This window comes from Vibrio lentus (assembly GCF_002875945.1).
GTDB classification, from domain to species: domain Bacteria; phylum Pseudomonadota; class Gammaproteobacteria; order Enterobacterales; family Vibrionaceae; genus Vibrio; species Vibrio apostichopi.
Window position 1 is genome coordinate 1 of sequence record NZ_MCZK01000091.1, and the last position, 1711, is coordinate 1711.

A 1711-nucleotide genomic window follows, 5' to 3' on the forward strand; every position below is an offset into this window, starting at 1 on the left:
GAATTACGCAACAAAGCCTGTCATTGTTGCTGATGTAGAGGGTATTGTCGTTATTCCTAAATCAAGACAAGATGAAGTGTTTGCAATGGCTTCAAAGAAAGCACGTGAAGAAGCTTCACTAACATTAGCTGAGTGGGAAATGAATCATAGGGCTAAAATAGCTCAAGCAATAACCTGTGCGAAACAAAAAGCTTAACTAATTTTTCGAGTTGATTCGCTGTCTACGTCATTTATTATTAGAGCTTGCTGTGCAGGGTTCGTTCCATAGGACTTAAGCAAGAATTATATATTACAATCGAAATGCTGTATTAAGAGGTTTATCAGCAAGAAACTAATTAGTTGATCTTCTGCAAAAACAAGAAATAAGCATATGGATTTAGTTTCTTATTTTGTTATTGTCTTCCGCCGATAGAACATATTCTTCTGAAATTTTTAGCTTCTTTACATAGAGTACAATATGAGCAGTTATAAACAAAAATTAGTAGTAGCTACGTGCGGCTTATTCGCATCTCTAAATGCGTTTTCCGGTGAGGTTCTCACTGTCAATGATATTCAGTTTGAGGACGGTAATTTCCAAAAATGCGTATTAGATCAGAGAATAATAGACCCTGCTAAGATTACTGAGTTGGTGTGTCGTCAACTGAATATAGACAGCGCAAATGAGCTTACCTATTTCCCCGCTCTAAAGGAATTGTGGTTATCTGGTAAACAGCTTAACAGTGTTGATTTAAGTAAAAATATCGATCTAACTTCAGTTTCTATTACTAAATCAAACCTAACAAACTTGGATTTAAGTAAAAACCCAAATTTGACTGAGCTAAACGTTGCTTTTAACCAAATTTCTGAGTTAGACCTTACCAAAAATCTAAAAATTACTGACTTGGGCATAGTTTCTAACCAAATGGAAAGTCTTGATTTATCAAGCAATACAGAGCTGAAGTACCTCTGGGCAAAAGAGAATAAGTTGGAATATGTAGATTTTAGCCATAACCCTAATTTAGTTCAGGTAGGCTTGAATGATAACCAGCTATTTAAAGTCAACGTCAGTAAAAATGAACAACTTAATAAACTAAGTTTGATGTTTAACCAGTTATCAGAGTTAGACGTCAGTAAAAACGGCAAACTAACTAAGTTGTATTTAACTGATAATAAGATCACTAAATTGGACATTAGTCACAACTCTAAACTAAGAGATTTATGGGCGACTGAAAACCCATTAGAAAGTCTTGATATTAGCTCTAACTCTTCATTAAGCGATTATGAAGTAGATGAAGGCGTTCTGGTACAAGAGTAACTTGGTTCCGTAAAATATAACAAAGTAATCAAAATTGAACCGCAAGCCTTGGTGTTTTCGATTCAGGGTTGGGGTTTATAATGGCCTAACAACCTAGGTTGGGTATTAACGTTTTACGTCATTAGATTGTGCGTTTTAAGGAAGATTGAGAGAGCATGGAAAAGGTTGATTGGCACAAAAATCATATAGATGAAAATACGTTAATCACGGATAGCTACAAAACGACTCAGAATGTTCGTCGGTACTTTAAATCCCAATTTGGTGAGCAGTTTAAGTTCGATCGTGATTTCATGCTTTGGATGAAGAGTGCAACTGGATTGACGATGGGTGATGCCGTGCAAGAGTGGGCGAAGCGCGACCAAGTTAATTAATACCGTTTTATATGATTACAAAAATAGGCTCTTCTCCGCTTAGATG

2 protein-coding genes and 1 pseudogene are annotated in these 1711 nt (G+C 35.8%); all 3 read left to right on the forward strand.

Annotated elements, in window-relative coordinates:
- Positions 1-196 (forward strand): annotated as a pseudogene (locus tag BCT49_RS06360) (RraA family protein); the annotation flags it as partial.
- A 261-nt stretch (positions 197-457) separates the two neighbouring features.
- Positions 458-1294 carry a leucine-rich repeat domain-containing protein gene (locus BCT49_RS06365; RefSeq protein WP_102434590.1) on the forward strand — a complete coding sequence of 279 codons (837 nt, stop codon included), beginning with the start codon at positions 458-460 and terminating at the stop codon, positions 1292-1294.
- A 155-nt stretch (positions 1295-1449) separates the two neighbouring features.
- Positions 1450-1665, forward strand: a complete 216-nt coding sequence (locus tag BCT49_RS06370) for a DUF6434 domain-containing protein (RefSeq protein ID WP_102434591.1) — start codon at positions 1450-1452, stop codon at positions 1663-1665.
- Positions 1666-1711 lie beyond the last annotated feature (46 nt).

Coding starts and splice junctions, on each gene's coding strand:
- BCT49_RS06365 (WP_102434590.1), top strand. CDS start 458: ATGAGCAGTTATAAACAAAAATTAGTAGTAGCTACGTGCGGCTTATTC.
- BCT49_RS06370 (WP_102434591.1), top strand. CDS start 1,450: ATGGAAAAGGTTGATTGGCACAAAAATCATATAGATGAAAATACGTTA.